General features: G+C 67.3%; 21 protein-coding genes and 1 pseudogene. 10 read left to right on the forward strand and 12 right to left on the reverse strand.

Annotated features, from left to right (window positions below; all coding sequences use genetic code 11):
* A pseudogene (locus tag QHF83_RS38630) lies at positions 1 to 345 on the reverse strand (hypothetical protein); the annotation flags it as partial.
* Between the two features lie 337 nt (positions 346 to 682).
* Here QHF83_RS38630 and QHF83_RS38635 point away from each other — a divergent pair.
* The 4 genes from QHF83_RS38635 (at position 683) to metG (ending at position 5,518) form a co-directional block, all read left to right on the forward strand.
* Positions 683 to 1,255, forward strand: coding sequence for a hypothetical protein (locus QHF83_RS38635; protein WP_282423079.1), 573 nt, complete (start codon positions 683 to 685; stop codon positions 1,253 to 1,255).
* Between the two features lie 37 nt (positions 1,256 to 1,292).
* Positions 1,293 to 2,504: a heparan-alpha-glucosaminide N-acetyltransferase domain-containing protein gene (locus tag QHF83_RS38640; protein WP_282423080.1), complete on the forward strand. Its 1,212-nt coding sequence runs from the start codon at positions 1,293 to 1,295 to the stop codon at positions 2,502 to 2,504.
* Between the two features lie 21 nt (positions 2,505 to 2,525).
* Positions 2,526 to 3,362, forward strand: coding sequence for a lysophospholipid acyltransferase family protein (locus QHF83_RS38645; RefSeq protein ID WP_282423081.1), 837 nt, complete (start codon positions 2,526 to 2,528; stop codon positions 3,360 to 3,362).
* Positions 3,363 to 3,448: 86 nt separating this feature from the next.
* Positions 3,449 to 5,518, forward strand: coding sequence for a methionine--tRNA ligase (gene metG / locus QHF83_RS38650; protein ID WP_282423082.1), 2,070 nt, complete (start codon positions 3,449 to 3,451; stop codon positions 5,516 to 5,518).
* A 36-nt stretch (positions 5,519 to 5,554) separates the two neighbouring features.
* Here the strand turns inward: metG and QHF83_RS38655 are convergent, their stop codons facing one another.
* The 5 genes from QHF83_RS38655 to QHF83_RS38675 all read right to left on the reverse strand — a co-directional run bounded on the left by QHF83_RS38655 (position 5,555) and on the right by QHF83_RS38675 (position 10,396).
* A complete protein-coding gene (locus tag QHF83_RS38655; protein WP_282423083.1) occupies positions 5,555 to 6,073 on the reverse strand; it encodes an HIT family protein in 519 nt (172 codons plus the stop codon).
* Between the two features lie 8 nt (positions 6,074 to 6,081).
* The gene (locus tag QHF83_RS38660; RefSeq protein ID WP_282423084.1) at positions 6,082 to 7,227 is read right to left on the reverse strand and encodes a hypothetical protein; all 1,146 of its coding nucleotides are present in this window, start codon (positions 7,225 to 7,227) and stop codon (positions 6,082 to 6,084) included.
* A gap of 46 nt (positions 7,228 to 7,273) precedes the next feature.
* Entirely contained in the window at positions 7,274 to 9,088 is a 1,815-nt protein-coding gene (locus QHF83_RS38665; protein WP_282423085.1) for an IgGFc-binding protein, read from the reverse strand.
* Between the two features lie 100 nt (positions 9,089 to 9,188).
* Complete coding sequence (locus QHF83_RS38670) at positions 9,189 to 9,824, reverse strand: YkgJ family cysteine cluster protein (RefSeq protein WP_282423086.1); 636 nt, start codon at positions 9,822 to 9,824, stop codon at positions 9,189 to 9,191.
* 167 nt (positions 9,825 to 9,991) lie between these two features.
* The gene (locus tag QHF83_RS38675) at positions 9,992 to 10,396 is read right to left on the reverse strand and encodes a zinc ribbon domain-containing protein (protein ID WP_282423087.1); all 405 of its coding nucleotides are present in this window, start codon (positions 10,394 to 10,396) and stop codon (positions 9,992 to 9,994) included.
* A gap of 78 nt (positions 10,397 to 10,474) precedes the next feature.
* On the opposite strand from QHF83_RS38675, the gene QHF83_RS38680 reads away from it, so the two are divergent.
* The 5 genes from QHF83_RS38680 (at position 10,475) to QHF83_RS38700 (ending at position 13,592) form a co-directional block, all read left to right on the forward strand.
* Complete coding sequence (locus QHF83_RS38680; protein ID WP_282423088.1) at positions 10,475 to 10,882, forward strand: MerR family transcriptional regulator; 408 nt, start codon at positions 10,475 to 10,477, stop codon at positions 10,880 to 10,882.
* A 99-nt stretch (positions 10,883 to 10,981) separates the two neighbouring features.
* Positions 10,982 to 11,272, forward strand: a complete 291-nt coding sequence (locus QHF83_RS38685; protein WP_282423089.1) for a hypothetical protein — start codon at positions 10,982 to 10,984, stop codon at positions 11,270 to 11,272.
* Complete coding sequence (locus QHF83_RS38690) at positions 11,269 to 12,213, forward strand: phytochelatin synthase family protein (protein ID WP_282423090.1); 945 nt, start codon at positions 11,269 to 11,271, stop codon at positions 12,211 to 12,213. Before QHF83_RS38685 ends, QHF83_RS38690 begins: the two co-directional genes overlap by 4 nt.
* A 112-nt stretch (positions 12,214 to 12,325) precedes the next feature.
* Positions 12,326 to 12,544, forward strand: a complete 219-nt coding sequence (locus tag QHF83_RS38695; protein ID WP_282423091.1) for a heavy-metal-associated domain-containing protein — start codon at positions 12,326 to 12,328, stop codon at positions 12,542 to 12,544.
* A gap of 217 nt (positions 12,545 to 12,761) precedes the next feature.
* Entirely contained in the window at positions 12,762 to 13,592 is an 831-nt protein-coding gene (locus QHF83_RS38700; RefSeq protein WP_282423092.1) for a class I SAM-dependent methyltransferase, read from the forward strand.
* Between the two features lie 173 nt (positions 13,593 to 13,765).
* Here QHF83_RS38700 and QHF83_RS38705 read toward each other — a convergent pair whose 3' ends face one another.
* From QHF83_RS38705 to QHF83_RS38730, 6 genes are all read right to left on the reverse strand, one after another.
* Positions 13,766 to 15,214, reverse strand: coding sequence for a multicopper oxidase family protein (locus QHF83_RS38705; RefSeq protein ID WP_282423093.1), 1,449 nt, complete (start codon positions 15,212 to 15,214; stop codon positions 13,766 to 13,768).
* The gene (locus QHF83_RS38710) at positions 15,211 to 15,636 is read right to left on the reverse strand and encodes a hypothetical protein (protein ID WP_282423094.1); all 426 of its coding nucleotides are present in this window, start codon (positions 15,634 to 15,636) and stop codon (positions 15,211 to 15,213) included. Before QHF83_RS38710 ends, QHF83_RS38705 begins: the two co-directional genes overlap by 4 nt.
* Before the next feature lie 96 nt (positions 15,637 to 15,732).
* Positions 15,733 to 16,644 carry a multicopper oxidase domain-containing protein gene (locus QHF83_RS38715; protein WP_282423095.1) on the reverse strand — a complete coding sequence of 304 codons (912 nt, stop codon included), beginning with the start codon at positions 16,642 to 16,644 and terminating at the stop codon, positions 15,733 to 15,735.
* Complete coding sequence (locus QHF83_RS38720; protein WP_282423096.1) at positions 16,641 to 17,111, reverse strand: hypothetical protein; 471 nt, start codon at positions 17,109 to 17,111, stop codon at positions 16,641 to 16,643. The genes QHF83_RS38715 and QHF83_RS38720 overlap by 4 nt, the downstream gene beginning before the upstream one ends.
* Before the next feature lie 179 nt (positions 17,112 to 17,290).
* Positions 17,291 to 17,530 carry a hypothetical protein gene (locus tag QHF83_RS38725; protein WP_282423097.1) on the reverse strand — a complete coding sequence of 80 codons (240 nt, stop codon included), beginning with the start codon at positions 17,528 to 17,530 and terminating at the stop codon, positions 17,291 to 17,293.
* Positions 17,531 to 18,109: 579 nt separating this feature from the next.
* A complete protein-coding gene (locus QHF83_RS38730; protein ID WP_282423098.1) occupies positions 18,110 to 20,284 on the reverse strand; it encodes a M4 family metallopeptidase in 2,175 nt (724 codons plus the stop codon).
* 271 nt (positions 20,285 to 20,555) lie between these two features.
* Between QHF83_RS38730 and QHF83_RS38735 the strand changes: the two genes are divergently transcribed.
* Positions 20,556 to 21,653 carry a hypothetical protein gene (locus QHF83_RS38735; RefSeq protein ID WP_282423099.1) on the forward strand — a complete coding sequence of 366 codons (1,098 nt, stop codon included), beginning with the start codon at positions 20,556 to 20,558 and terminating at the stop codon, positions 21,651 to 21,653.
* Positions 21,654 to 21,658 lie beyond the last annotated feature (5 nt).

Consider the following 21,658-nt stretch of genomic DNA (forward strand, 5'->3'; position numbering starts at 1 on the left):
GATGGCGCCGCCGCCCGGGCCGACGAAGGCGCCGCCGCCGCCCGGGCCGACGATGGCGGCCCCACCGCGCGGGCCGACGAAGGCGCCGCCGCCGTAGGGGCCGACGATGGCGCCGCCGCCGCAGCCGCCGCCCCAGCCGCAGCCGGGACCCCCCGCCGAGAGCGCGTCTTCACTCTCGGCCGTGGTCTCGTCCGCGCTCACGGCGAGCTCCGCGCTGTTGTTCGCCTCGTCCGCGAGGGCCAGCTCGGACGCGGGATCCTCGACCTCGGCCGCGCAGCCGGCGCCCACGAGCGCCACGGACGCGGACAGACCGAGCAGCGCGAAAAACTTCGAGAACTGATTCATTGTTGGCCTCCCAAAATGTTCCGTTCGTCGATGGTCGTCTCCGCAACGGCAATCACGGCGAGCCGCGCTCACCGGAGCACATCTGACCACCGCGCTTTTTCTTTGGCCTGGGCGAGCCCTCGTCGAGCGGGGCGGCCACGCGCTCGCCGATAAACATTGGAAGTTCTGCCAAGGACGGGCAGAAAGCGACTGGGCCGCGAACATCCGTGCCGGGCGGCGCTTCCGCTCCCGCGCGGGCGGTCTCATGGGAAGGGGGCGACGAAGCGGGCGCGGGCCTGCCTTCGTCCGTCGAGACGGGCCGCGCGGGAGCCGCGCGTGCAAGAAGGAGGAATGCGCCATGGGACGAACGATTCGAATCGTCATGCTCGCCGCGCTCGCGGCCGCGCCGCTCCTCGCGGCGTCACCTGCGGATGCGCAGCGCCGCGATCAAAACCCCGTGTTCCGGAACGTCACGGTCGACATCAATCGCAAGGGCGAACTCGACGTCGATTTTCGTGAGTTTGGCCTGGCACGAAGGGAGTCCGTCGAGGTTCGCCTCCGGGCCGAGGCCCGCGCCGTGTATCGCTGCGCGACCCGGGCCGGCGTCGTCACGGGGGGCCAGGGCGATAGAAGGATCGTTCGCCAGTACGTCGCCCAGCGGATCGCGCTCCGCGCGGATCGCGAGGGCCGCATCGTCGGCTCGATCGGCCTCGAGGCCCCGGATGGGGTCGCGTTTTGCGGCCGCGAGCGTTTCCCGGTGCTCGTCCGCGTCACCTACGACGACGTCACGCTGAGGGACGCGACGAACGGCGTGGTGGTGCGGCTCGAGGGCCGCTACAGCGAGCGCATCGGCAATCGGTTCAACCCGTTCACCGTGTTCGACCGGCGCGACGACGACGGCCGCCACGGCGATCGGTTCCGCATCCAGTGATCCGCCTTCGCGCCTGATCCCTGGTAGGCTCGCGCCCGTGACGTCCCTGTCTCTCGAAGAAGGCGGCGCGATCGCGGCCGAAATCCCCACGAAACCCGCGGCACATGCGCGTCTCGACGCGGTCGACGTGCTCCGGGGCCTCGTCATGATCTTGATGGCGATCGACCACGCGCGGGACTTCGTGGGCCCGCCCGTCGACTTTCGCATCGACCTCACGAAGACCAGCGCCGCGCTCTTCTTCACGCGGTGGATCACGCACTTTTGCGCCCCCGTCTTCGTCCTGCTCGCGGGCACGAGCGCGTACTTGCAGGCCGCGCGTGGCAAGAGCCGGGGCGAGCTCTCCCGGTTTCTCCTCACGCGGGGCGCCTGGCTCGTTCTCCTGGAAATCACGGTGATCCGGCTCGGCTGGACCTTCGACCTCGGCTACCACGTCACGCCGCTCCAGGTGATCTGGGCGATCGGCTGGAGCATGATCGCGCTCGCGGGGCTCGTGCATCTGCCCGTGCGTGTCGTCGCGGCGATCGGCGTCGCCATGATCGCCGGGCACAACCTCCTCGACGGCGTCTCCTTCGCCAGAGGCAGCGCGCTCGACGTCGTCTGGTCGATCCTCCACACGTCCAGACCTTTCGAGCCCGTGCCGGGTCACTACGTGTTCATCGCGTACCCGCTCGTGCCGTGGATCGGCGTCATGGCCGCGGGATATGGCCTCGGCGTGCTCTTCGAGGCGACGCCGGGCGAACGCCGCGCGTGGCTCTACAAGCTCGGCGCGACGCTCACGCTTTCGTTCGTGGTCGTCCGGGGGCTCAACGTCTACGGCGATCCGTTGCCTTGGACCTCGCAGGAGAGCGCGCTCGCGACGACGCTCTCGTTCCTCAATTGCCGCAAGTACCCGCCGTCGCTCTCGTACCTGCTCATGACGCTCGGGCCCGCGCTCCTCGCGCTCGGCGCGCTCGAGGGGCGAAAGCTCCCGGGCCAGAGCATCCTGCTCGCGTTCGGCCGGGCGCCGCTCTTTTATTACATCCTCCACCTCTTCCTGATCCATGCCTCCGCCGGGATCGTGCACTACGCGATCCACGGCGACGAGGTCTTCACCTGGCAGCACATGGGTTTGCCCGCGAAGGCCCAGCATGGTTTGCCCTTCGTCTACGGATACACGCTCGCCGTGGTGGCGGCGCTCTACCCGCTCTGCCGCAGGTTCGCGGAGCTCAAGCGCAGGCGGCGGGATCTCGCATTTCTCAGTTATCTTTGACGTCGGAAGGGGAAACGCACGATGACCGCGCTGGATGGCCTGTTCGAGGAGCTGGATCGACGGATACCCCGGGAGCTTTCGGAGATCGTGGACACGGTCTCGCCCGCCGTGAACGCGCTCGGGTACGACAAATGGGGCTTCTCCACGGCGGCGGCGAAGCGCACGCTCTACGTGGCGGCCTGGTTTTACCGGCATTATTTCCGGGTCGAGGTCCACGGAATCGATCGCGTGCCGGAGGGGCGGGGCCTGCTCATCGGCAACCACTCGTCGCAGCTCGCCTACGACGGCATGATGGTGGCGACCGCGATGATGCTCGACGCGCGCCCGCCGCGGGCGGTGAAGGCGATGATCGAGAAGGTCTTCCAGCGCCTGCCGCTCGTGAACGTGTGGCTGACGCGGGCCGGCCAGGTCACGGGCCTGCCCGAGAACTGCGAGCGCCTGCTCGCGGACGACGAGCTCATCATGGTCTTCCCGGAAGGCGCGCGTGGCAGCGGCAAGCTCTGGAAGGACAGGTACAAGCTCGTCGACTTCGGCACGGGCTTCGTGCGCCTCGCGATGAAGACGCGCTCGCCGATCACGCCGTTCGCGTTCGTCGGCGGCGAGGAGGCGTGCCCGGCGTTCTTCGACATCAAGCCGCTCGCCCGCGCCTTCAACATCCCGTACTTCCCGATCACGCCGACGGTCCTGCCCTTGCCCTTGCCGGCGCGCTGCTCGATCTGGTTCGGCGAGCCGATGTGGTTCGAGGGCACGGGCAACGAGGAGGACGCCGAGGTGATCCCCAAGGTGGAGGCCGTGAAGGCGCGGATCGCGGAGCTGCTCGACGAAGGACGAGCGGCGCGTACGAGCCTCTACCTCTGACCTCTGACGCGGACGGACGGACGAACGGCACGTTTGCAGGTCGGGGCTTGGCATTTGTCCGCGTGATGGTGCACATTGCGCCCGCCATGAAGCCTCTCCTGGTCACTAGCGCGCTTCCCTACGCCAACGGCCACATTCACCTCGGCCACATGCTCGAGTACACGCAGACGGACATCTTCGTGCGGTACCAGCGCATGACCGGGCGCCGCGCCATCTACATCTGCGCGGACGACACGCACGGCACGTCGATCATGATCCGCGCGCGCAAGGAGGGGCGCTCGGAGGAGGCGGTGATCGCGGACATGAGCGCCGCGCATCAGCGCGACTTCGCCGAGTTCATGATCCAGTTCGATCACTACGGCAGCACGAACTCGGCCGCGACGCGCGAGGTCTGCAACGAGATCTGGGCCTCGCTGCAGAAGAACGGGCGGGTCGCGAAGCGCGACGTGACGCAGCTCTTCGATCCGCAGGCGGGCACGTTCCTCGCCGACCGGTTCGTCAAGGGCACGTGCCCGCGCTGCGGCGCGTCCGATCAGTACGGCGACAACTGCGACAAGTGCGGCTCGACGTACAGCGCCACCGAGCTCGTGGACCCGAAGAGTACGCTCTCCGGCGCGCGGCCGGAGCTCAAGAGCGCCGAGCACCTGTTCGTCTCGATCGAGCCCGACCACGCGTTCTTCACCGAATGGACGGCGGCCGAGGGCCGCATGCCGAAGGAGATCGCGAACTACCTCGCGGGCCATTTCCTCGCCGAGCCCTTGCGCGACTGGGACGTCTCGCGCCCCGCGCCGTACTTCGGCTTCGAGATCCCCGAAGCGCCGGGGCAATACTGGTACGTCTGGTTCGACGCGCCGATCGGATACATCGGCTCGACGCGCGAGTGGTGCGACAAGCACGGCGAGCGCATGGACGACTGGTGGCGCTCGGACAAGACCGACATCGTGCACGTCATCGGCAAGGACATCGTTTATTTCCACACGCTGTTCTGGCCCTCGATGCTGAAGAGCGCGGGGTATTCGCTGCCCTCCCGGGTGCAGGTGCACGGCTTCTTGACGGTGAACGGCGAGAAGATGTCGAAGACGAAGGGCACGTTCGTCATGGCGCGGACGTACCTCGACCACCTCGATCCCTCGTACCTCCGTTATTACTACGCGAGCAAGCTCGGCGCGCGCGTCGAGGATTTCGATCTCAACGTCGACGAGTTCGTGCAGAAGGTGAACGCGGAGCTCGTGAACAAGATCGTGAACCTCGCGAGCCGCTCGTCGCGCTTCGTGGCGAAGACGGGCCTTTCGGCGAGCTATCCGGACGACGGCGGGCTCTTCGAGGCGGCGGCGAAGGCGGGCGCGGAGATCGGCGAGGCGTACGCGGCGTTCGATTTCGCGCGGGCGATCCGGATCATCGTGGGTCTCGCGGACCGGGCGAACGAATACGTGGATCGCGTGGCCCCGTGGGCGCTCAACAAGCAGCCGGGCAAGGAGCAGGAGGTGCAGAATGCGTGCACGGTCGCGCTGAACCTGTTCCGGCAGATCGTGCTTTACCTGGCCCCCGTCTTGCCGAAGCTCGCGGCGGAGTCGGGCGTGCTCCTGAATTGCCCGATGGATCGATTCGAGCTCGCGCAGAAGCCGCTCGTGGGCACACCCGTCGCGCCGTACCAGCATTTGATGAAGCGAATGGAGATCGAAGCCGTGCAGAAGATGATCGAAGCGAGCCGCGCGGGCGAGCCGGGCGAGGCGCCGAAGGCCGCGGCGGCCCCGGAGACGGGCGCGGGGGAAGCGACCCCGGCGACGTGGGAGGATGCGGGCGACGCGCTCGCCAAGGAGCCGCTCGCGCCGCAGTGTACGATCGACGATTTCACGAAGGTCGACATGCGCGTCGCGCGGATCGTCGCGGCCGAGGGCGTGCCGGGGGCGAAAAAGCTCCTCAAGCTCACGGTCTCGCTCGGCGGCGACACGACGCGGCAGGTGTTCGCGGGGATCAAGGCGTATTACGATCCGAAGGATCTCCTCGGCCGGCTGGTGATCGTGTGCGCGAACCTGGCGCCGCGGCAGATGAAGTTCGGGATGAGCGAAGGCATGGTGCTCGCGGCGGGCGACGGGGAGAGCGTGTTCGTCCTGTCGGCCGATAGCGGGGCGAAACCCGGGATGCGGGTGCATTGATGGGGTTCTTGGGGGTGGTCTCGAACGACCGCCCCTTCATTCCCTCGCCGGCCAGCTCGCCCTGAGCGCATCTCCGAGCGCCTTCGCTTCTCCCTCCTCGTACACGTGGACGCCGAGCTCCCAGGTGAGCACCTGCGCGGGTCTGTCCTGCGTGTCCGCCGCGTCGATCGGGATCACGTGCACGTGGTGATGCGGGAACGAATTGACCCGCGCCGTCGCCGCGCCGAGCGCCGCCACGAAGGTTCGGCGCGGCGAAAGGACACGCTCCAGCGCGCGCGTCGTTTCCCACGCGAGCCGTTGCACCTCGGCGTATTCGTCCCACGACAGCGCCGCGATCGACTCCACGTGACGCCGCAGCACGACGAGCACGTGGCCTCGCCGCGCCGCGAATCGATCCAGTACGGCCACGGCGCGCGGACTCTCGGCAAGCTGCACCGCGTCCGCCGGAAAACCCCGGGCGAGCGCGCACATCGTGCACCCCTCGTACGACGCGGGTAAACGCGCCCGCTCCGCCTCCACGAGCGCGAGCGCCTCGGTTTTTCCGATCCGGGGCATGGCCCGCGTCAATGCCTCTCGTACCACGGGACGACCCGCGGCGGCGGCGACGGCTTCCTTTCGGACGGGGGCGGGAACTTCGCCGTTGGCGTGTGCGTGAGCGGCGAGCCTTTTTGTTGCTCCTCGTATTCCTCGATCCGGGCGGCCACGATGTTCAGGCGATTGGATTCCGGCTCGTACACGCCGGAGGGAAATGCGAGCGACGCTTCGTACATACCGAAGAGCGTCGGCACCGGCTCGGCGAGGGGAAACGTCTCTTTCACTACCTGCACGTTCCACCGGACGCCCGTGAATCTCCGCTCCGGCGGGTGCAAGAACAAGAATCGGGCGAGCGCGCGGAGCGCCGCCGCGCCGTCGAGGAGCTCCTTCCGGATCTCGGGCGTCCGGATCGACCACGATTCGATCATCGACTCGTTGCAGAGCACGTACTCGCGATAACCGACGCGCTCCTCCGGTCCGGCCATCGACGCGGCATACCCCGTCACGGGCGTGTCGTGCGCGAAATACACCGCCGCGATGCGCTCCGGGTGGGCGAGCGCGTCGGCGATCGGCACCGGTTTGCCCGCGAGATCCCTGACTTCGAGGTTCTTCTTCGAGGTCATGAGCACGGCAACCCACGCGTCTTGCTTCAGCGTGACCCGAAGGAGCCGATCGCCGTAGGATTCGCCGCCGAGGCCAAACGTCGTCGCCCAGGGTGCGGTCCAGGCATATCGCGCGCGGGCAAACGGCGTTGTGCGGAGCACCTCCGCGAGCGGATCCTTGGCGACGGCGCGAGCGTGGAGCATTTGATCGAAATACGACGCGCCATGCTCGGGCGATTCGGTGCGCGTGAGGAGCACGCGGTCTTTTTCGAGCGCCGCGATCTGCTCGCGCGTGGTCCACGTGTAGAGCACGCGGCGCGCGATCGAGCCGTCCGTGACCGCATAGGGCGCGAATTTCTGCAGGATCTCCTCTTCGCCCTGGTTCGGGCTGGTCCACACGGGCGCGGACGCGGATGGCGCGGGCGCGGCGGCGTGGGTGGGGGCGGAGGAAGCGGGCGCGGCGGGCGCGGGGTTGCAGGCGATCTCGGAGAGCGCGATCGAGAGCCATGCACCCTTTTCCAGCGTGGCCTTGGCCCGTCGTCGATACCCCGCGCGGCCGTCGTCTCGTCCCATGGAGCGCGAGGATATCAGCTTCCTCGCGGGCGTGCTGGGATTCCTCTCACTTGAGCGGAGGCGGCTCGTACACGCGCTTCACGTCCGCGCCACCCGCGAACGCATACGATCCCGCGCTCCCGTAGCCGTACCCGATGATCCCGAAAGGTTTGTCCCCGGTGAGTTTGTGCACGCCGGGCTCCAGCGGGCATTTGCGGGAATGGTACGCCTTGCCCTCGACCATGCCCGCGGGCTCGATCTGGCAGAGGTTCGTCGTGAAGCCGTCGAGCATGACCTCCGAGCCGACTTCGGCCGCGACCACGACCCAGTTCTGCGTCCACGAGGGCGGCGTCGGAATGACGTATTCGGTGCGGAACTGCTCGATCGGCGGGAAGACGGTGAGCGAAGGGTCGCCGATCGCGGGGCCGTCGACGTACCCGTTCGAGACCTGGAGCTGCCCCACCATGACCGGCTTCGTCGCGCCGACCACGAAATTGTCCTGCGCCCACGTGGTCTTCACCTCGCCTGCTTTGAGCACGAACGAATCGAAGGGCGCGGGCAGGTTCGTCGTGACGGTCGCGTCCTCGGCGACGCCGAGGAATCGAATGATGTCGGGCTCGCGGTAGCCCGACGTGGAGCGCACGGGGCTGCGCGTGATCACATAACGCGAGCCGACCGATTCCACGGGGAACATCTGCTCTTCGAGGTGATCGAGGCAGCAGGTGCTGTCGCTCGTCCAGCCCCCGTACGTCGGGATCTCGAGGACGCCGCCGGGCGCGCTCGTGGTCTCGACGCCCGAGAAGACCGCGACCGGGAGCGTCGACGTGACGATCGTGGACGAGAGATCGGCCACCGTCTTCGGGTCGTCCTGGAACGTGGCGTCGTCGGTCTCCAGGTTCAAGACGTCGAAGGGATTGAGCGTGACCTTGATTTCGCCGCCGGGCAGCGTCGCGGCAATGGGCGGGTTACCCTTGATGCGCCAGCTCGGCTTGACCGTGACGACGGTGTTCGGCTTCGTGCCGATGACGGTCACGTACGAGCGATCGATGATCTTGCCGATGCCCGGGAAATCGAGCGGGACCGGGTGCCCGGCCGGCCAGTTGATGATGCGGTAGATCTTGCCGAGGCCGGTCGTGGGCAGGAGGAGCGACGCGTCGTTCGAGTACGCATTCTCGAAGACGTTGAACTGATACACGACGATCGGCGCGGACGAGGTGATGCGGAACGCGTTCGAGGACAAACACGTGCCGGGGGAGAGGTAATCGTTCGGCTTGACGCCGCAATCGAGCTCGCGCGTCGGGAGCTTCGCCGTGAAGAGCTCGCCGGGCTGCACGTCGACCGCGAGCACGAGCTTCGGCGTCGCGGGCATTCCGAGCGGCGCGTCGTTCTGCTCGATCACGACCTTCGCCACGGCCTCTCCGGTATTCGAGAGGACGACGCCCCAGGGCGCGCTCGCCGGATCGTTCAAGCCGTCCTGTTGATCGAGATCGACGGCCCAGAACTCGCAACCGACGTTGGAAGGCTGATCGGCGGCGACGTCACAAGCGCCGGTGCATTTGCCATTGGAGCAGCCGAACCCCGCGGCCGCGTCGCAGACTTCGACGACCTCGCTCGCGTCCTTGCCGTCCTCGGAGCAGCGGCGAACCTCGTTCCCCACGCAGGTGAGGGAGCCGGGCTGGCATTCGACGCAGCCCACGTTCGGCGCGCACACGCCGCTCGGACACGTGATCGGCGCGCCGGGCGTGCCGTCGGGATTGCAGGGCGTGTAGACGGCCCCGAAGCATTGGCCGCAGCCGTTGCCGTCGCTGCCGCCGCCGGTCCCGCCGGCGCCGGCGCTCGTGGCGGTGTGATCGCCGCTGGCCGAGCAAGCGAAGGGGAGCACGAAACATGGGAGGAGAAAGAGAGCTAGCAGAGTGCGCATGCGCCGGAGAATGCCACGGTTTTGCGCGTTTGAGATCGCCGGATCTCGGGCCTCTCCAGAATTACGGCGCCGTACGTTCGAGCACGCGGAGCAGCGCGCTCTCCAGCCGATGACCCGAAGCGTCAATCCCCGCGGCGAGGAGCGCGCGATCGTAGCCCGCCTCGACGGCGTCCGCGGCGCGCGCGAGGAGCGCCGCGCGGGGAGGCAGCGCGTCGGTGCGGCCCTCGAAGGCGTCCCGACAATCGTCGGCCGAGCAGGAATGAAAGGCCCGGCAGCGCAGCGGCCGCGCCTCGTGCACCGAGCAGTAGCCGCGTTCGTCGAGCAGCGCGCAAGGGATCCGCGCGGCCCAGCGCTCCTCGTCGGAGAGCGGCTCGACGTCCGCCACGTGCCGCGCGAGCCGCTCCTTCAGCGCGAAGAGCGCCTCCGGGGCGAGCGAGCGGCGGAGCCACGCGGCGACGGCGAGGATCTCGGGGAGGGTCGCGTGCGCGTGCACGTGACAGCAATACGAGCAGCCGGCCGAGCAGGCCGGGGCGCGCGCGCCCGTGCCTCGAGCGCGCGTGGTCTCCCGCTCCATCGCCGCGTGGGCCGCGAGGGCGAGCGATTCGAGGTTGCCCTCGCCGAGGCGGTCTTCGACGTCCCGCGCGACGCGCGCGCGGATGGCTTCGTCTCTTTGCTGCAGGACGCGGAGGGCACGCACGGCCCGAAAATTACGCCCTGGGCCGCGCCGGTCAACCGCAGGCTGCCGATAAACTTGCGGCTCGCCCTGGATCGTCGGTCGTCGTCCTCGGAATACTGGAGTATTCCTGCGTCCTCCTGCCTGGCTCCAGGGAGCCCGTGAACACGGACCCCTCGTGCGGACCCTTGCTACCTCACGAAGGCCGGCGACGACAGCACTTCGTGCAGCCAGTCCCAGACGGCCTTCTGCAACTCGTTCGCGGCGATGCTCGGGAACGAACAGATGTCGCTCCCGCCGAGGTGGCGACGTGCGCACATGTAGTACCGGCGCTCCGAGCTACCCGAAATCTTCCCCAGGATCCGATCGCCACGCTGAGGGCAGCGAAGAATACCCGTCAACGAAAACGGTTCAGTTGGCTTTAATCGCACGAAGATCGCCGCGTCTTTACGATAGCGAAACGACGACCCATCCTCCCCCTCCGTGGTCTCCTCGATCGCGCGGGCCAGCTCCTCGCGCAACTCCCTGGAACGAGCCCTCTCCTCGACGGTCAACGCGCTGGGGACGCAGGCGATCGGCAGACTGCCCTCTTGCATATGATCGGTCCTCCTCTGCGGCCATGAGTCTAGACCCTTGACCTGGCTCCAGAGTCACGGCCAGAATCCTCGCCCATCATGACTGCGCTGAAGATCGGCGAGGTGGCCAGGCAAGCAGGAGTCGGTGTGGACACCGTTCGTTACTATGAGCGCCGTGGGGTGTTGCCGGCCGCGCCGCGCCGCGCTTCGGGCTACCGCGCCTTCACTCCCGCGACGGTCGAACGGATTCGGTTTGCGAAAGAGCTGCAAGAGCTCGGCTTCACCCTCGACGAAGTGATGGAGCCCCTGCACGCGGCGGATACGGGCACGGCGAGCTGCGCAAGCGAACAACCGCGGTTCGAGGCCGTGCTCGCTCGTGTGGCCCAGAAGATCGTGGCCCTGCGCGCGGTCCGCAGACGCCAGATGCAGACGCTCCGACGCTGCCGGGCTCACGAGTGCACCCTGCTCGACGAACCGTTGAGAGCCATCTCCGCGGTGCGTTCATGAAGGCGTGGCTCGCCGTGCTCGGGCTGTTCCGCGTTGTCTGCAATCGACGTCCGAGCTGAGAACAATGCGGTCCCTGCGGTCCCTTCCAATGCACCCTCCGTGACCAATCTCTCAGCCGTGGCAAGACCGGAGACCGGCAAGGTCTCGGCCACTGACATCCACGAGAGCGACAACATGGTCGCGCGGATGATGCGCCTTGGCCCCGGCGCTTCGAGCAAGGAACATCATCATCCGTTTTTCGACGAGACCATCTTCGTGCATTCCGGCACTCCAGCAGAGCGAAGCATTTGGCGTAGCAGAAGTGACGGAGGCTCGTTCTACATGCGTTTCGAGGTGAAATGGCTCGTTGACCCACGAACGGAAATATGCCATTCGAGCGCAGGCTCATGAAAACCGTGCCCAAGGCCCAGCCGTCGTTCTACAAGCGCCCCCTGCCCGAGGGCTGCATATCGTTCTCCTCCGCGGATGGGCGCGCGATCTTTCGCGAAGCTCTCTCCGGAGGGACGATGGAGGGCTTCTTTTCGCTCATCGAGCAGTTCCACACCCAGGCCGAGCCTGCGTTTTGCGGACTTGGTACGCTCGTCATGGTGTTGAACGCGCTGGCGATCGATCCTGGCCGCGCGTGGAAGGGGCCATGGCGCTGGTACGCGGAAGAGCACCTGGACTGCTGTCGCCCCCTCGATGCGGTCGCTCGGGACGGGATTACGCTGACGCAATTCGCATGCCTCGCCCGGTGCAACGGCACCCGGACCAACGCGCACTTCGCGGAGTCCTCATCCGTCGAGGTGTTTCGCAAGGCTATTCGGGATGCCACGTCTCGCCCAGGCGAGACCCATTTCGTCGTCGCCTACGACCGCGCGACGCTGGGCCAGACCGGGAGCGGCCACTTCTCGCCGATCGGCGGTATGCACGCGGACCGGGATCTCGCGCTCCTGCTCGACGTGGCACGCTTCAAATACCCGCCGCATTGGGTCCCGATCGAGACGCTCTTTCGCGCCATGCTCCCGATCGACCAAGTCTCGGGGCGGTCCCGCGGGTTCATGACCATCGAGCGCGAGCACCCGGTGGCACCCGTGACGGCCCTCCGCGACGACGCCGACTGGACCGAAATCGAGCATTTCCTTCGTGATCTCGACGGCACGGACGTCCTCGTCCTGGCCGGTTGTCTCCAGGCAGGCGTCTCGCCCGCGCCGCGCTTGCTCGAGATCCTGCGCGGTTCGGGCGACGTGCCCGCGAGCCTCCAGGCGCAGGTGGAGCGACTCCGCGCGCAGGTCTCCGCCCTCCAGGATGCCTCTCGCCCCCCATCGGGCGTCACTGCCAGAGACGATTGATCGCCGCCGGGTCGGCTCGTCCGGCGGAAGCCACGAGCAGGTGTAATGAAGCCTGGCGGCTGCGTCTTCGAGGCATGGGCGGCGAGAAGGCCGCTCCCGAAAGGAAGACGCCATGAAGGAAACCCTGCTGCAGGTCGACGGGATGAGCTGCCCGTCCTGCATCCGCCACATCGACAGCGCGCTCGGCCAGCTCGCGGGGGTCGAGAAGGTCGAGGTCAAGTTGCGCGAGGGCACCGTCCTCGTGCGCCACGATGCGTCCTCCGCACCGCTCTCGGCCCTCGTCGATGCGTTGCATGACGCCGGCTACGAGTCGCGCCCCCACGCCGCCTGAAGCGGTCCCTCGCGCCGTGAGCTCCGGTGCCCTGCTTTTTGGAGGTCGTCATGATCGTGCTCGTTCATCGAGGCGGCGGCGCCGCTCGACCAGGACGCGTTGTTGCGTGGTCCGTACGTGGCCGCGGCCTGAAACGACGAGGGAGTGTAATGGCGGACCGCGGTCTGCGTCGGCTCGGCCGTACGATCTTGTGCACCCATTTTCCCGGTGAAAGGCCATGAACCAACTCGCCCCCGCCAAAGCCCTCATCGCTGCTACATACTCCGCCGCGGCAGGACATTTCGATGATCCGCCCCTCGCGTTCTGGTCGCGTATCGGCAAAGGCACGGTCGCGCGTGTCCCTCTCCGGCCCGGCGACCGTGTCCTCGACGTCTGTTCCGGCAGTGGCGCGTCCGCGATCCCCGCGGCTCAGGCCGTCGGGTCGCGGGGCTCCGTGCTCGCCGTGGACATCGCCGACGCCCTGCTCGACCGAGGCCGCGCCAAAGCCCGAACGCTCGGGCTCCCGAACATCGACTTCCGCTGCGCCGACTTCGAGGTCATGGACATCCCTGCCGAGCACTTCGACGCCGTCGTCTGCGTCTTCGGGATCTTCTTCGTCGCCGATATGCCGGCCGCCGTGCGGCGGCTCTGGCGGTCGGTCAAACCGGGCGGCACCCTCGCCATCACGACCTGGGGCCCCGACGTCCTCGAACCGGGCAATACCGCATTCTGGGAGGCCATCCGCGACCATCGCCCGGACCTCTATCGGTCGTTCAGGCCCTGGGAGCGCATCAACACGTCCGATAGCCTGCGGGAGATGCTCGCGCAGTCCGGCGTGACTGCCCCTTCGGTGGACGCGGAGCATTCGTATCAGACGCTCGATTCCCCGGACGATTGGTGGATCATCGCCCTCGGCTCGGGCTACCGCGGTACGATCGACCAGCTCGCTCCTGGCACGCTCCAGGCCGTCAAACGCGACACCCTCGGCTCGCTCCGTGCTCGCAATGCCCTCACCGCGCAGACGCATGCGCTCTATGCGGTCGCGACGAAGCCCTCGACCCAAAGGTGAAAGAAACCAGACGGGTCACTCCATTGTGACTTGAAGGATCACTGTCCCTTCCCGCCGCCGCAGTTCGTCACACTCCTGCCAGGCCGAGAGCTGCAAGAGCCGGTCGTAGAGCGGCAGGTTGGGCAACGGATCGACCGGAAAAAGCAACATTCACCCGCCTGGATCGAGCGCAATCAATGCTTCGTGTGTCCGGGTGTCGCTCCGTTGGCGGACCCCACCTCGAGCATTGTCATCATGCCCGCCTCGGCGTGCTCCAGGATGTGGCAGTGGAGCATCCAGCTCCCTTCGTCCACAGGAACGACACCGACATCCACCGTCTCGCGCGGGTGAACCAGGACGGTATCGCGGAAGAACGGCTCCTCCACCGCACGACCGTTCCGGGTGAGCACACGGAAAAACATCCCGTGCAGGTGGATCGGGTGCAGTCGAGCCGAGTGGTTGGCGAACCGGAGATGATTGAATTGGCCCTGCACGAGCGGAATGCCGGTGTGGCCCGTGGCGCTCTCGTGGCCCTGGAACGCCACGCCGTTGATGGTCCATTCGATCCCGAAGGGCCCGCCTCGCCGCGCATCGAGCGCGAGCTCGGCATGCACGGGCACCTCGCTACCCGCCGTCCACGCGGGGACGGTCCTGCGCGTCGGCGGCTCGAAACGGGGGGTCTCTACGGGATCGCCAGCGACACGAATCTCGGCGAGGCGTCGCGGGCGGGACCGCAGGAACCGATCCTCGATGGATACCGCGGCGCCCGCAGAACCGGCCATCAAATCCACGTCAATCCGGTTGCCGGGCGCGAGCTCGAAGCCACTCGCGTCGAACGATGTCCGCACGTACAGGCCGTCCACGGCGACGATCTTCGCCGCGAGCCCGCCAAAATCGGGGGCGAACACGCGCCCGTTCGCCACGTTCACGATCCGCAGACGGATCCGTTCTCCAGGCCGGAGGGCGAGCACCTCGTTCGTCCGGCCATTGACCGTGACGTGATTCCCCCAGCGCCCGTCGTGCGCGAGGTCGTGGCGCGTATTGAAGGCCGGCACGATTTGCCCATCCTGCCCGAGGAGCCAGTCGTCGACGACCCAGACGACATCGCGGCTGTAGGCGGGGGGCGCCGGGTCCTCCACGATGAGCACACCAAAAAGCCCTCGCTCGACCTGCTCGCTGCTGCGGATGTGCGGGTGGAACCAGAACGTCCCCGCGTCCTTGGGGGTGAATTCGTAGACGAACGATTCCCCGGGTTTGATGGCGGGGCGGCTCTGCGTCGGGACGCCATCCATGTCGTTGGGCACGCGCACGCCGTGCCAGTGGATCGTCGTGGGCTGTGGCAGGCGATTCGTGAATCGGACACGCACCGTCTCGCCGAGACGGACGCGCAGCTCCGGGCCGGGCACCTGACCATTATAGGTCCACACGCGCAGGGGTTTGCCGTCGAGGAGGGGCAATTCGACCTCCGCGGCGGTGATGTCGAAGCTGCGGACGATACCGTTCGGGTTCGATGCCGTCGGATACGCCTCGGCAAACTCCGCGAGGAGCCGCTGCTCGAGCAGCGGCTCTTGCTTCGTCGCGCACGAAGGCAGGAGCGAGAGAAGCACGGCAAGGGCTGCCCGCGTGATTGCCTCGTGCTTCATCCGCAGGACCCTTCGCCGCAGCTCATCTGCGCGCCGTGCTTGTGCGCGGCCGTCGCGGTTGCCGTGGGGGTGGGCGCGGGCTTCTCGGCGGGCGGAGGCGGGGTCGCGGTCACCGGCGAGGGGGCGGGGGGCGCGGGGGCTTCCTTCGCGGCGGGCGGCGCCGTGGTCGCGCGAGGCGGGACTACCGCGGTGGCCTTCGGCGGAGCCTCGGGGGGCGGGGCTGCCGCGCTCGTGGCGACCGGGAGGGGTTCGCCCGTGGGCGCGGTCGGCGCAGCCTTGACCGGGCTCGGGCTCGCGGCGGGAACCTCGGCGACAGGCTTCACCTCCGATTCGCCCGTCGGCGCGGGAGACGTCGTGCAGCCTGCGATCATCATTCCCGCCCCGAGGGCGGCCAGCGTCTCGTAGATACTCTTCGCGTTCATGCAACGCTCCTTGAATCAGCCGAACTTCGCGTCCGGTGCAGGGGCTTACGCCGCCGCTCCCCCGAGGGCGGCCGCGCGGGCACGTCCGAGTCAGCCTCAAGGCGTGACGACATAGTCAGCGATCATCCCGCCTTCCATGTGCTCGCCAACGTGGCAATGCACGAGCCAGGTGCCGGGGTTGTCTTCCATGAATTCGAACGTCGTGTACATCCCCGGGCCGAGCTGCACGTTGTCCGTTAGCTGGCCGCTCGCATCGAGCCAGCGGTGGCCGTGGATGTGCCAGGTGTGGAACTCGTTGCCGATGCTCACGACCCGAAAGCGTTGGAGCTCGCCGACCTTGCCTTTGAAAGCCGGGATCGCGTCCTCATAGCCCTTGCCGTTGATCGTGTGCATGTACTGGTGACCGCCGTGATAGACGCCCGCGTCTGGGAATTCGCCCGTCTCGGGATCGGCGACGCCGGGAAGCGAGTCGTATTCGCTTTGATCGAAGTCGGCGAGCACGACGACGTGCTCGTTCGCTTTGGCCTCCCCCGGCGGGTGCACGATGAGGGCGCCGAAGAGACCGCGCTTCGTCCCTTCGGCCTCGTCGCCGTGATCGTGGTACGGGAAGGTCCCTGCATACACGGCGTCCCATTCGATGGTCTTCGTCTCGCCAGGCGCGACGACCGAATTGTGCGTCCCGTCGTTGGTGTAGGTGAACTTCACGACATGGGTATGGACCGAGTGCGGTTTTGCGGCGTTGTTGGTTACGCGGAGGACGACGTGATCCCCCGCGTCGACCTCGATCGGCGGGCCCGGGATCACGCCATTGTAGGCGATCGCGTTGTAAATTGCCCCCGGCCCGACCTCCCACTGGGTCTCGTCGATCGTGAGCTCGAATTCGCGGGTGACGCCCGTCGGCGGATAAGGCGCGAGGGGGTCACGCGCGGCTGTTTTCTGGCCTTCCTCGCTGGAGCAACCGGCCATGACGAGGAAGGCCCCGAAGAGCACGAATCGATTGTTTTTCATGGCGTACCGCACTTCTCGTTGGAGTCGGACGACGTCTCGGCGCCCTTGATGCAGCGCGCTTTGTAGCAGTACGTTCCCGGCGGGATCGCCGACGTGTCGTGTTGCGACGTCGCCGCGCCGACGAGCGTGTACGCCTTGGCATACGCGCCGCCGTCCTTGTTCCAGTCGAGCTCGATCTTCTCGCAATCCGGCGTCACGTTTTCCCACTCCACGTGCAAGGCACCCTGCATCGGGGCCACGGACTTCATGATCGGGGCCTGCGGCGGGCCCGAAGAGCCGCCGCCTGCGCCGCCCCAACCGCCTGCGCCACCTGCGCCTCCAGTCCCGCCCGCGCCGCCCGTGCCGCCTCCCGCGCCGCCGTGGCCTCCGTCGTGACCGGCGGCGCCCGAGCCGTCTCCCTCGTGGCCCCCGCAGCCGACCCAGACCAACGAAAGACCAAGCAAAAGGACAAGCGAACGCACTGTCATGATGGACCGACCTCCTCGAAAACGTTTCCTCAGGGACGCAGCACCGCAGCACGGTTCGTGCCAGGCGTATGCTTCTCGTTTTCCCCAGCGATCGTGCGCTCTTGGGGGAAGCAAGTGACCGAACCGGTCACAGGTTCGTGACCCGTACGGACACGTGCCATCCCTCCGTCGATAGGGGGTCACCCCAGCCGGATCGGCCGCACGTGAATGGGGGCATCCACATCCCCGCGCCCGTACGGCTCGACGTAGATCAAACGTCGCAACGAAAACCCAGGACCATGCGGCTGCATCTTCCAGTGCCCCGCGACGAGCGTCTGCACGCTCGGGTTGCGCTGTCGTCCTTCGAGATAATCACGTACCGCCGGCCGGAAGTCCTTCTCGAGCGGCTTGCCCACCCGAAAGAGCATCGTTCGCGGCACCTCACCTCCTCGCCGCGCATGTGCCTTCCTTCTCGGGCCTCGCGGGCGGATGATGCTGCTGGTGCGCGCACGCGTGCGGGATCGCTCATCGCGTTCGGTCATCGTCATCGGGAAGATCGACACGCGAGCTTGCGCCGGCGAGCTGCGACGAGGCGCGCAAGCTGGGCGGCTACGGCGATGATGTGGAGTTTTTCGAGAAGTACCGACGCTTCGCGTACCTCGACGCGCCATCCGCGGCGTGCGAGTGCACGTGCCCGGCCTCGGAGGGGTCGTGCACCAACCTCCCCGAGGCGGGGAGCCGACGGGCGCGGCCTCGGAAGACCCCACGGACGCCGTCACGTTCTGCTGCCTCGCGCCGTTCGAGTCTCCCGAATAAAACCCGGTTACCGTTCGCCGGGTCCGGGCAAGAACGCAGGTGAGGGGGCGATGTGACACGTCGCTCTCGAATACGGTTCTTCCGATAAACGACCCGCAGCAGAGGGCGATGGGGGCCCTTCGGCCCGTAGATCATCGACCCGCGTCGAGGGGTCCGTGTTCACGGGCTGGAGGGCGCTCGCGGCGTTTCTCGACAGCCTGCTGTCACTTCAGTTCGGCGGTGTCGACCCGGAACGTCGTGATGGCCGAGCTGTCGTTCGTCGTGCGGAACTGGATCCGGACGGTCTGGCCGCCGTATCCCGCGAGCGAGAGGCTCTTCTGCACGTAGGCCCCGGCCGTCCCCTTGTTCAGGTTGCTGTAGGTCGCGAGCGTCTTCAGCAGGGTGCCAGCCGTGCTCCGGAGCTCGACGAAGAGCTGGTCGTATTGCGTCGTCGTCGTGGACTCGGCCGAGGTCACGTTGAGCTGGAACGTGAGCGTCGGCGAGGCGCCCGCGGGGATCGTGATCTGCTGGTACATCGAGCCCGAGACGCTGACGGTGTTGCCGAAATATGGATACCCGGTGCCCGAATGCGGGTAATTGCCGTTGTTCGTGTAGAGCGCGCCCGTGCCGCTCAGCACCCAGGGGCTCACGCTGCCCTCGAACGTGCCGTTCGTGAGCAGGTTCGTCCCGCTGCCGCCGCCGCCGCCCGCGGGGCATTCGCCGACGCCGACGGCGCACCAGGCAGCTTGCGTCGAGGTGTATTGCGCGCTCGACGCGCCGAAGATCGCGCTCGCCGCGCTCAGCGTGGCCTGGCGGGCGCCCGCGAAGTTCGTGCTCGCGGTCATGTAATCGGCGAGGGCCTTGTACCAGATCTTGCCTGCGTCGTCGGCGCCGATGCCCGTGACCCTGACGCCGCTCAGGTGGTGCGTGCCGCCCTTCGCGAGCAGGTAGAACGCGTGGTTCGGGATGCCCGAGTTGATGTGGACGCCGCCGTTGTCCTCGGTGCCCGTGTACCGCTCGCTGTAATGGTCGGGATCGTCGTTCGACGTGAAACCGTTGTCGTTCGCATTGTGGGGGTTGTCCATGTAGCGGAGCGCGTCGCCCGTGGTGCCCGGGGTGTAGCAGTCCTCGCCGATCTTCCAGGTATCGGCGCTCTCGCCGTAGACGTATCGCTCGACGAGCGCGCCGAACACGTCCGACCACGACTCGTTCAGCGCGCCGGATTCGTTTTCGTACGTGAGGTTTGCCTCGTACTCGGTCACGCCGTGGGTCATTTCGTGCGCGGCGATGTCGAGCGAGACGAGCGGCGAGAACATCGTGCCGTCGCCGTCGCCGTACGTCATCTGGCTGCCGTCCCAGAACGCGTTGTTGTAGAATGTGCTGTACCGGACGATGGAGCTGATGAGCCCCGCGCCGCCGTTCGCCGCCGCGTACGCCACGGGGCCGCCCGCGCCGTCGATGCCATTGCGGCCGTGAACGGTCTTGTAATAGTCGTACACCATCGACGCGCCGAAATGGGCGTCGACCACGATCCGCTGATCGGTGCCGTTCCAGACGTCGTCCGTGTCCGAGATGCGATAGACGGTGCTCGTGCCATTGGCGTAGCTGAACGTGCCGACCTTGCGGGTGAGATCCTCGGGGTAATACTTGCCGCTCGAGCTGCTCGTGCCGATGGTCACCGTGCCGTTGTAGAGGGACGTGCCCTGCGCGGTCTGGAGATTGTCGTAGCGGTGGATCTCCTCGCCGCTGTGCGCGTCGATGAAGAGGACGGGCATCGCGGTGTCGTGCGTGCTGTCGATGCGGCGGAGCGCCACGCGATAGGCGAGATGATCCTCGCCCCCGTGGCGCATCACGAGCAGATTGACCGCGGGAGCCGCGGTCAGGCACGATTCGCAGACGTATCGAGCGAGTGCGGCGCGGATCGCCTGCTTTTCGGTGAGCGTGGGCGAAACCGAGAGGTCGCGGCGAATGCGTTTCACGAATCCATCCGTGACGTCGCGTAGATGGCCATTGCGATCGAGGTGCACGATCGCCTCGCCCTCGAAGACGGGCAACCCCTTGAACTTCTGCTGAATTCGCGTGTGGGCGAGCGACAGCTCGTCGATGCGCACGCGCTTCACCTCGATGTCGTCCTCGCCATCGAGGCCGAGCGTCTCGAGGTTCACCGCGATGTGCGCGCGGCTGATCGTCTCGGCCAGCGTGCGTTGATCGGCGTCGCCGGCCGGCGTGAAGATCGGCCTCGATCCCTGCGCCGCGGCCTCCTCCATGCCCCCTTCGGGGAGGTTCTCCTCCGGCATCTCGGACGCCGCGCAACCAGCGGCCAGCACGAGCGAGAGGCCTCCCAAGGTTTTTCCAAAACGACGCGCGCCAAGCATGGAGTTCGGGTGCTTCTTCGACATGACCTTCTTCCGCGAACAGGTGCAGGTTGTCCGTAAGCCGAAAGTATGGAGAAGCGATGCAATGGGAATTCCAGCCACTCTCCCTGTCATGCGCCGAGCGGCTGGCGATTCCGCGCCAGGGGAGCCTCGCTTCCAGTGAACGAAGAAACTTTCAGCAGTTTGCGAACGTAGGATGCACGAAGGCGATGACGCGTGGCGGCATCAACAACGAGTGCTTTCCACGTTGTCGCGGGTCGTTGTAAGATTTTCGATCGGACATCCGGAGCGTACCGTGAACCAACGATCCATCACCTGTCTGCTCTTGCTTCTCACCTCTCTCGCGGCATGCGGGGGCGAACCGAATCCTTCTCCCGGCGCCGGGGGCACGGGGGGGACCGGCGGGGCCGGCGGAATGGGCGCCGCCGGGGGCACCGGCGGAATGGGCGGCGAGGGCGGAACGGGCGGTGCCGGCGCCGGCGGAATGGGCGGCGCCGGGGGCGCGGGCGGAATGGGCGGCGCCGGCGGCATGGGCGGCGGCGGGGGAATGGGCGGCGGCGGAAACGAGGCGCGCGTGGTCGTCGGCGTGATCAATGCGCCGAACGAGCTTTTCCTGCAGGCGGCCTCGATCCACGTGGTGGCGAAGGTGGACGGCGCGGTGGTCCACGACGCGCTGTGGGGCACGGGCGTTCCGGCGCCGATTCAGCTTCCCCAGGAGATCCCGATCGAGGGGCTCGCGGACGACGCGCTCGTGGAGGTCTCGCTGGAGACCGACGTCGACGGCAAAGGAGACGTGAGGCAGCGCCTCGCCAGCACCCGCGCCCGCGCGGGCAAGGCGCCCCTGCTTCGCGTCACGTTGAGCGGCGATGGTTGCGGCGGGGGGTGTGGCCCGGGGCTCACGTGCAACTGGGGGCGCTGCCTCGATCCCTATCTCGCGCCCGAGGTGCTCGAAACGTACACGTCCGACTGGGCGAAATACAGCTGGTGCAAGCCGAAGGAGCCCGGCGCGCCGACCGTGACGCTCGGGCAGGGCGACGTGATCTGGAGCCCGCTCTCGGATCAGGACACGCTCCAGGTCTGGGCCGGCGATCAAGGGGGGCACCACATCTTCGCGTCGCTCCGCACGCGCGGATTGAAGCAGACCGCGGTCGTGAAACTCACGGCGACGTTGCTCGACTCGGGCGAGGTCATCGGGCCGTCGCAATCGGTGCGCGTGTTTCCGGACAGGCCGGCGCAGGGGTTCTGTGAGGCGAAGGGGATCCTCTTCCGGATCGACGCGCAGCTCGACATGGGGGCGCTGGTGAACCGGCAGGTGAACCTGAAAGCCGAGATCTCCGACGCCGATGGAGCGGCCATCACGGAGCAAAGAACGGTGGTGATTGGTTCGCCCTGACGAAC

The organism is Polyangium sp. 15x6, from assembly GCF_029960785.1.
Lineage (GTDB): Bacteria > Myxococcota_A > Polyangia > Polyangiales > Polyangiaceae > Polyangium.

Excerpts from the sequence above, each read along its gene's own strand:
- QHF83_RS38635 (WP_282423079.1), top strand. The coding sequence starts at position 683 with ATGGGACGAACGATTCGAATCGTCATGCTCGCCGCGCTCGCGGCCGCG.
- QHF83_RS38645 (WP_282423081.1), top strand. The coding sequence starts at position 2,526 with ATGACCGCGCTGGATGGCCTGTTCGAGGAGCTGGATCGACGGATACCC.
- metG (WP_282423082.1), top strand. The coding sequence starts at position 3,449 with ATGAAGCCTCTCCTGGTCACTAGCGCGCTTCCCTACGCCAACGGCCAC.
- QHF83_RS38655 (WP_282423083.1), bottom strand. The coding sequence starts at position 6,073 with ATGCCCCGGATCGGAAAAACCGAGGCGCTCGCGCTCGTGGAGGCGGAG.
- QHF83_RS38660 (WP_282423084.1), bottom strand. The coding sequence starts at position 7,227 with ATGGGACGAGACGACGGCCGCGCGGGGTATCGACGACGGGCCAAGGCC.
- QHF83_RS38675 (WP_282423087.1), bottom strand. The coding sequence starts at position 10,396 with ATGCAAGAGGGCAGTCTGCCGATCGCCTGCGTCCCCAGCGCGTTGACC.
- QHF83_RS38680 (WP_282423088.1), top strand. The coding sequence starts at position 10,475 with ATGACTGCGCTGAAGATCGGCGAGGTGGCCAGGCAAGCAGGAGTCGGT.
- QHF83_RS38690 (WP_282423090.1), top strand. The coding sequence starts at position 11,269 with ATGAAAACCGTGCCCAAGGCCCAGCCGTCGTTCTACAAGCGCCCCCTG.
- QHF83_RS38695 (WP_282423091.1), top strand. The coding sequence starts at position 12,326 with ATGAAGGAAACCCTGCTGCAGGTCGACGGGATGAGCTGCCCGTCCTGC.
- QHF83_RS38700 (WP_282423092.1), top strand. The coding sequence starts at position 12,762 with ATGAACCAACTCGCCCCCGCCAAAGCCCTCATCGCTGCTACATACTCC.
- QHF83_RS38705 (WP_282423093.1), bottom strand. The coding sequence starts at position 15,214 with ATGAAGCACGAGGCAATCACGCGGGCAGCCCTTGCCGTGCTTCTCTCG.
- QHF83_RS38710 (WP_282423094.1), bottom strand. The coding sequence starts at position 15,636 with ATGAACGCGAAGAGTATCTACGAGACGCTGGCCGCCCTCGGGGCGGGA.
- QHF83_RS38715 (WP_282423095.1), bottom strand. The coding sequence starts at position 16,644 with ATGAAAAACAATCGATTCGTGCTCTTCGGGGCCTTCCTCGTCATGGCC.
- QHF83_RS38720 (WP_282423096.1), bottom strand. The coding sequence starts at position 17,111 with ATGACAGTGCGTTCGCTTGTCCTTTTGCTTGGTCTTTCGTTGGTCTGG.
- QHF83_RS38730 (WP_282423098.1), bottom strand. The coding sequence starts at position 20,284 with ATGTCGAAGAAGCACCCGAACTCCATGCTTGGCGCGCGTCGTTTTGGA.